Genomic DNA, 5,063 nt, shown 5'->3' on the forward strand with positions numbered 1-5,063 from the left:
CGTGCACCAAGATTTGCCTGGCGGCTTTAGCGCGGTGGTCCCACCTGACCCCATGCCGAACTCAGAAGTGAAACGCCGTAGCGCCGATGGTAGTGTGGGGCCTCCCCATGCGAGAGTAGGGAACTGCTAGGCATCATATAAGTAGAGAAGCCCCGCACGAAAGTGCGGGGCTTTTTTACGTCTGCAGATCGTAAAAACCGCACCATAATCTCCGAAAACTGCCTGAGAACCCCTCTCTGATACGGTAAACTACGGCCAGATAACTCAGTTAAGGCCGTCAAATGTCCAGCCAGCATCCCTCCTTAAAAGCCGACAACACACTTGGGCTTGAAGTACATACACAAAAACGCATCGTCGCTGAGACGCCTGCCGCCATTCTGGCTGCATGGCAGGCCAGCCAGCAGGATCAAACGCCTTTCCTTGTGCTCGGTGAAGGCAGCAATGTCCTCTTTTTGGAGAATTTTGCCGGTACCGTGGTGCTGAATCGCATTAAAGGTATCAAAATTCGGGATGAATTTGAGTGCTGGAAGTTGCATGTCGGGGCAGGTGAGAACTGGCATCAGCTGGTTAAGAGTACGCTGGAAAAAGGGATTACCGGCCTGGAAAACCTGGCATTGATCCCAGGCATGACGGGTTCTGCACCGATTCAGAATATTGGTGCCTATGGTGTGGAATTAAAAGATGTCTGCGAATACGTGGATGTGCTTAATCTGCACAGTGGTGAGACAGAACGCCTCGACCGTGAAGCCTGTGAGTTTGGCTATCGTGACAGCATTTTTAAACATCACTACCAGTCAGGCTATGTCATCGTCGCCGTCGGGATGATCCTGCCTAAGCAATGGCAGCCGGTATTAACCTATGGCGATCTGAAAACGCTTAACCCGGTGACAGCCAATGCCTGGGATGTCTATCACGCAGTGTGCCAGATGCGGCAGAGCAAATTACCGGATCCGAAAGTCACCGGAAATGTCGGCAGCTTTTTTAAAAATCCGGTGGTGACGCAGGCGCAGTGCAGCGCTCTGCTGGCCCGGTTCCCCGCCATGCCGCACTATCTGATGCCAGAGGGAGAAACGAAGCTGGCAGCGGGCTGGCTGATCGATCAGTGCCAGCTTAAAGGCTATCGCATCGGGGGCGCAGCCGTTCATCAGCAGCAGGCTCTGGTGCTAATCAATGCTGACAATGCCCTGCCTGCCGACATCGTGGCGCTGGCCAGAGCGGTACGCGCCCGGGTAGGGGAGAAGTTTGATGTCTGGCTTGAGCCTGAAGTTCGGTTTATTCAGGCACAGGGTGAATGCAATGCCGTCGAGGTGATCGCATGAAAGACCACAATGTCCCGTTAAAGCTGGTCGATATTTTGTCTGACGGTGAGTTTCACTCTGGCGAGCAGTTGGGTGAGACGCTGGGAATGAGCCGGGCTGCCATCAACAAGCATATCCAGACACTGAAAAGCTGGGGACTTGATGTCTATACCGTCACCGGTAAAGGCTACAGCTTGCCTGCGCCAATCCAGCTACTGGATGAGCAGGCGATTCTCTCGCAGGTTGAGCAGGGCAATGTCTCGGTGATACCGGTGATTGACTCAACGAACCAGTACCTGCTGGAGCGCATGCATGACATGCCATCTGGTGCTGCCTGTATTGCTGAATATCAGCAGGCGGGTCGGGGACGCCGGGGCCGTCAGTGGTTCTCTCCATTTGGCGCTAACCTCTATATGTCGATGTACTGGCGACTGGAACAGGGCCCCGCAGCGGCAATGGGGCTCAGCCTGGTCATCGGTATCATCATGGCGGAGACATTACGCTCACTTGGCGCAGATGAGGTCAGGGTAAAATGGCCTAATGACATCTATCTTAACGATCGCAAACTAGCCGGTATCCTGGTTGAACTGACAGGGAAAACGGGCGATGCTGCGCAGATTGTGATCGGTGCAGGTATCAATCTGGCAATGCGCACCGCTGATGCCTCCCAGATTAATCAGGGCTGGATCAACCTGCAGGAAGCCGGAGTAATGGTGAATCGCAACGAGCTGGCGGCTCGTCTGATTAATCGTCTGCGCAAGGCACTGCCACTCTTTGAGCAGGAGGGGTTAGCGCCCTTTGTGACACGCTGGGCCGCGCTGGACAACTTCATTAACCGGCCTGTTAAGTTGCTCATCGGTGAACGCGAAGTGCACGGTATTGCGCGCGGTGTTGACAGCCAGGGTGGGCTGTTACTGGAACAGGATGGCGAAATAAAGGCATGGGTTGGCGGAGAGATATCGTTACGTCCCGTCTGAATAAAAAAAGCCTGCATGAATGCAGGCTTTTTTATCACTGGCGTTATTTACGCAGGCGGACTTTATCGACAGCGTGATCGCCGCTTTTCGTCATAATCAGGCTGGCTCTCTCTCGAGTCGGCAGAATATTTTCCTGCAGATTGAGCCAGTTAATCTCTTTCCACAGGTTACCCGCTATCTCAACGGCCTCCGCCTCGGAGAGCTGGGCATAGTGATGGAAGTAGGAGTCGGGATCGGTAAAGGCACCCTGGCGGAATTTCAGGAAACGATTGATGTACCAGCTTTGCAGAAGATCTTCTTCTGCATCGACATAGATTGAAAAATCGACGAAGTCAGAAACAAAGACGTGATGGGGGTCATGGGGATAGTCCATACCGCTCTGTAAGACGTTGAGCCCCTCAAGAATCACAATATCCGGCTGCTGTATGACTTTATCGCCATCAGGGATAACGTCGTAAATCAGATGCGAATAGACCGGAGCGGTAACCTGACTGGCACCTGACTTTAAATCAGAGACGAAATTGACCAGCCGGTGCATATCGTAGGATTGCGGGAATCCTTTCTTCTTCATTAAGCCACGCTCTTTGAGCACGGCATTAGGATGCAGGAAGCCATCCGTGGTAATTAATTCCACTTTCCGATGTTCAGGCCAGCGGCTGAGCAATGCCTGCAATACACGTGCTGTCGTGCTTTTACCGACGGCAACGCTACCCGCAATACTGATGATGTAAGGGATCTTCTGCCCATTAGTGCCCAGAAACTGCTCCAGTACAGCCTGCCGACGCACATTTGAACTGATATAGAAATTAAGCAGGCGCGAGAGAGGCAGATAAATTTCTGCCACCTCTTCCAGAGAAAGGTCCTCGTTGATGCCTTTCAGCTGCGCAATCTCTTCCTCTGATAGCGTCATAGGAACGGAATCACGTAATGCCGCCCACTGCTCACGAGTGAATTCTAAGTAGGGCGTTGTCAGGGGAGTCGTTTTATCCATAAGCATGCATCTGACCGCAAATTCATTGCTATCACCGGCGTGTTATCCGATAAGCAGGACAACGCAGGTAATTTGAATCACGAATCGCTGGTTTATCAGTGAGAACAATGGGCTGGAGGGTATCACCAGTATGGCTTTTAACAGAAGTAAAAAGATAACTGTGATCTCGCTTTCGTCGGTATAGCCACAAAACGCGCCATTAGCCAAGCCATTAACGACTTTATAACAGACAATGACGTTATAAATCCGTCCCAGGCTTTTTCCCGTTTTCAGTCCGTAACAGCCTTGTTAACCTGTTCCGGTGGCAGAGCAACGCATTAAGCCCCGTAATGAAGCAAATGCGACATCCCATCAATAAGCACGCCATCCAGATGATTCTGCCGGGTGCTGTTGTAGAAAAGGGATGTCGTCTTCATGGAAAAATCGGTCTTGTGTGACGAAAAAACCGACAGTCAGCGCCTGGCCGGGATCTTTTTTCAGGAATAAGCGAAATAATCGAATCGAGAACGCTGGGGGCAGGCATTGCAAAGAGAGGGGCAGAGGCGCAGCACAGCCAGAGTAAAGTCGTGAAAACTGAGCCAGATTGCACAAATAATCTGCATAAAAACGTTAAAATGCGATGATTTGCACAAATAGTAAGCGATAGAAAAAAATATGCGATTTTTTAGTTGCATCCAGGGCCCGACCTTCCTAGAATGCGCTCCACTTGATGCCGGCTTAGCTCAGTTGGTAGAGCAACTGACTTGTAATCAGTAGGTCACCAGTTCGATTCCGGTAGCCGGCACCAATCAAGTAGGTGGGATTCCCGAGCGGCCAAAGGGAGCAGACTGTAAATCTGCCGTCACAGACTTCGAAGGTTCGAATCCTTCTCCCACCACCATCTCAGCCTCGCGGTTGAGTACAGATAAACGACCTGTTTATCTGTCAGGTGAGTCACTTATCACCCTGAATTCAGACTGAGCGTTAGCGAAGTCAACGTCGGTCAGCTTCGCTGGCAGACAGTAGATAGCAGAGAAGCATTCACTGTTATCTGCAAGCTACAGAAAGAACAGGTAGCCGAGTTCCAGGATGCGGGCATCGTATAATGGCTATTACCTCAGCCTTCCAAGCTGATGATGCGGGTTCGATTCCCGCTGCCCGCTCCAGATGTGCTGATATGGCTCAGTTGGTAGAGCGCACCCTTGGTAAGGGTGAGGTCCCCAGTTCGACTCTGGGTATCAGCACCACTTCCTTTAATCTCCCTCCTGATTTTCTCTGTAACTTCCTTGCAGTCAGGCATTGCCTGGTTAATGTGATGATATCATTGATATATCCGTGTCTTAGAGGGACTAGCGATGGCTAAAGAGCAATTTCAACGTAACAAACTGCACGTAAACGTGGGCACCATCGGTCACGTTGACCACGGTAAAACCACCCTGACTGCAGCTATCACTACCGTACTGGCAAAAACCAACGGCGGCCAGGCGCGTGCATTCGACCAGATCGACAGCACCCCTGAAGAAAAAGCCCGCGGTATCACCATCAACACCGCACACGTTGAGTATGAGACTGCTTCACGTCACTACGCTCATGTTGACTGCCCAGGCCACGCCGACTATGTGAAAAACATGATCACCGGTGCTGCGCAGATGGACGGCGCGATCCTGGTTGTTGCTGCGACTGATGGCCCGATGCCACAGACCCGTGAGCACATCCTGCTGGGTCGTCAGGTTGGCGTTCCTTACATCATCGTGTTCCTGAACAAGTGCGACATGGTTGATGATGAAGAGCTGCTGGAACTGGTTGAGATGGAAGTGC

Annotated in this window: 4 protein-coding genes, 4 tRNA genes and 1 rRNA gene; 8 read left to right on the top strand and 1 reads right to left on the bottom strand. The window is 51.7% G+C overall.

Annotation, left to right across the window (positions count from 1 at the left end; translation table 11 throughout):
* Nucleotides 1–16 precede the first annotated feature (16 nt).
* The 3 genes from rrf (at nucleotide 17) to birA (ending at nucleotide 2,275) form a co-directional block, all read left to right on the top strand.
* Nucleotides 17–132: ribosomal RNA gene (rrf, locus tag F3I44_RS23575) — 5S ribosomal RNA — on the top strand.
* 149 nt (nucleotides 133–281) lie between these two features.
* A complete protein-coding gene (gene murB / locus F3I44_RS23580) occupies nucleotides 282–1,319 on the top strand; it encodes a UDP-N-acetylmuramate dehydrogenase (RefSeq protein ID WP_150016048.1) in 1,038 nt (345 codons plus the stop codon).
* Nucleotides 1,316–2,275 carry a bifunctional biotin--[acetyl-CoA-carboxylase] ligase/biotin operon repressor BirA gene (gene birA, locus F3I44_RS23585; protein WP_150016049.1) on the top strand — a complete coding sequence of 320 codons (960 nt, stop codon included), beginning with the start codon at nucleotides 1,316–1,318 and terminating at the stop codon, nucleotides 2,273–2,275. The genes murB and birA overlap by 4 nt, the downstream gene beginning before the upstream one ends.
* Before the next feature lie 43 nt (nucleotides 2,276–2,318).
* On the opposite strand, the gene coaA is transcribed toward birA, so the two are convergent.
* On the bottom strand, nucleotides 2,319–3,266 hold the full coding sequence (gene coaA / locus F3I44_RS23590) for a type I pantothenate kinase (RefSeq protein WP_009092666.1): 948 nt from the start codon (nucleotides 3,264–3,266) through the stop codon (nucleotides 2,319–2,321).
* Nucleotides 3,267–3,977: 711 nt separating this feature from the next.
* On the opposite strand from coaA, the gene F3I44_RS23600 reads away from it, so the two are divergent.
* From F3I44_RS23600 to F3I44_RS23620, 5 genes are all read left to right on the top strand, one after another.
* A tRNA-Thr gene (locus F3I44_RS23600) sits at nucleotides 3,978–4,053 on the top strand.
* Between the two features lie 8 nt (nucleotides 4,054–4,061).
* Nucleotides 4,062–4,146: transfer RNA gene (locus F3I44_RS23605), tRNA-Tyr, on the top strand.
* A gap of 190 nt (nucleotides 4,147–4,336) precedes the next feature.
* Nucleotides 4,337–4,411: transfer RNA gene (locus F3I44_RS23610), tRNA-Gly, on the top strand.
* A 5-nt stretch (nucleotides 4,412–4,416) separates the two neighbouring features.
* Nucleotides 4,417–4,492 (top strand) — tRNA-Thr (locus F3I44_RS23615).
* Between the two features lie 108 nt (nucleotides 4,493–4,600).
* The coding region (locus F3I44_RS23620; RefSeq protein ID WP_150019666.1) for a GTP-binding protein at nucleotides 4,601–5,063 on the top strand (463 nt) is incomplete at its 3' end.

Source organism: Pantoea sp. F_5 (assembly GCF_008631595.1).
GTDB classification, from domain to species: Bacteria; Pseudomonadota; Gammaproteobacteria; order Enterobacterales; family Enterobacteriaceae; genus Pantoea; species Pantoea gossypiicola.

Bases quoted from the DNA above. Each gene is read 5' to 3' on its own strand.
- murB (WP_150016048.1), top strand. From the start codon at position 282: ATGTCCAGCCAGCATCCCTCCTTAAAAGCCGACAACACACTTGGGCTT.
- birA (WP_150016049.1), top strand. From the start codon at position 1,316: ATGAAAGACCACAATGTCCCGTTAAAGCTGGTCGATATTTTGTCTGAC.
- coaA (WP_009092666.1), bottom strand. From the start codon at position 3,266: ATGGATAAAACGACTCCCCTGACAACGCCCTACTTAGAATTCACTCGT.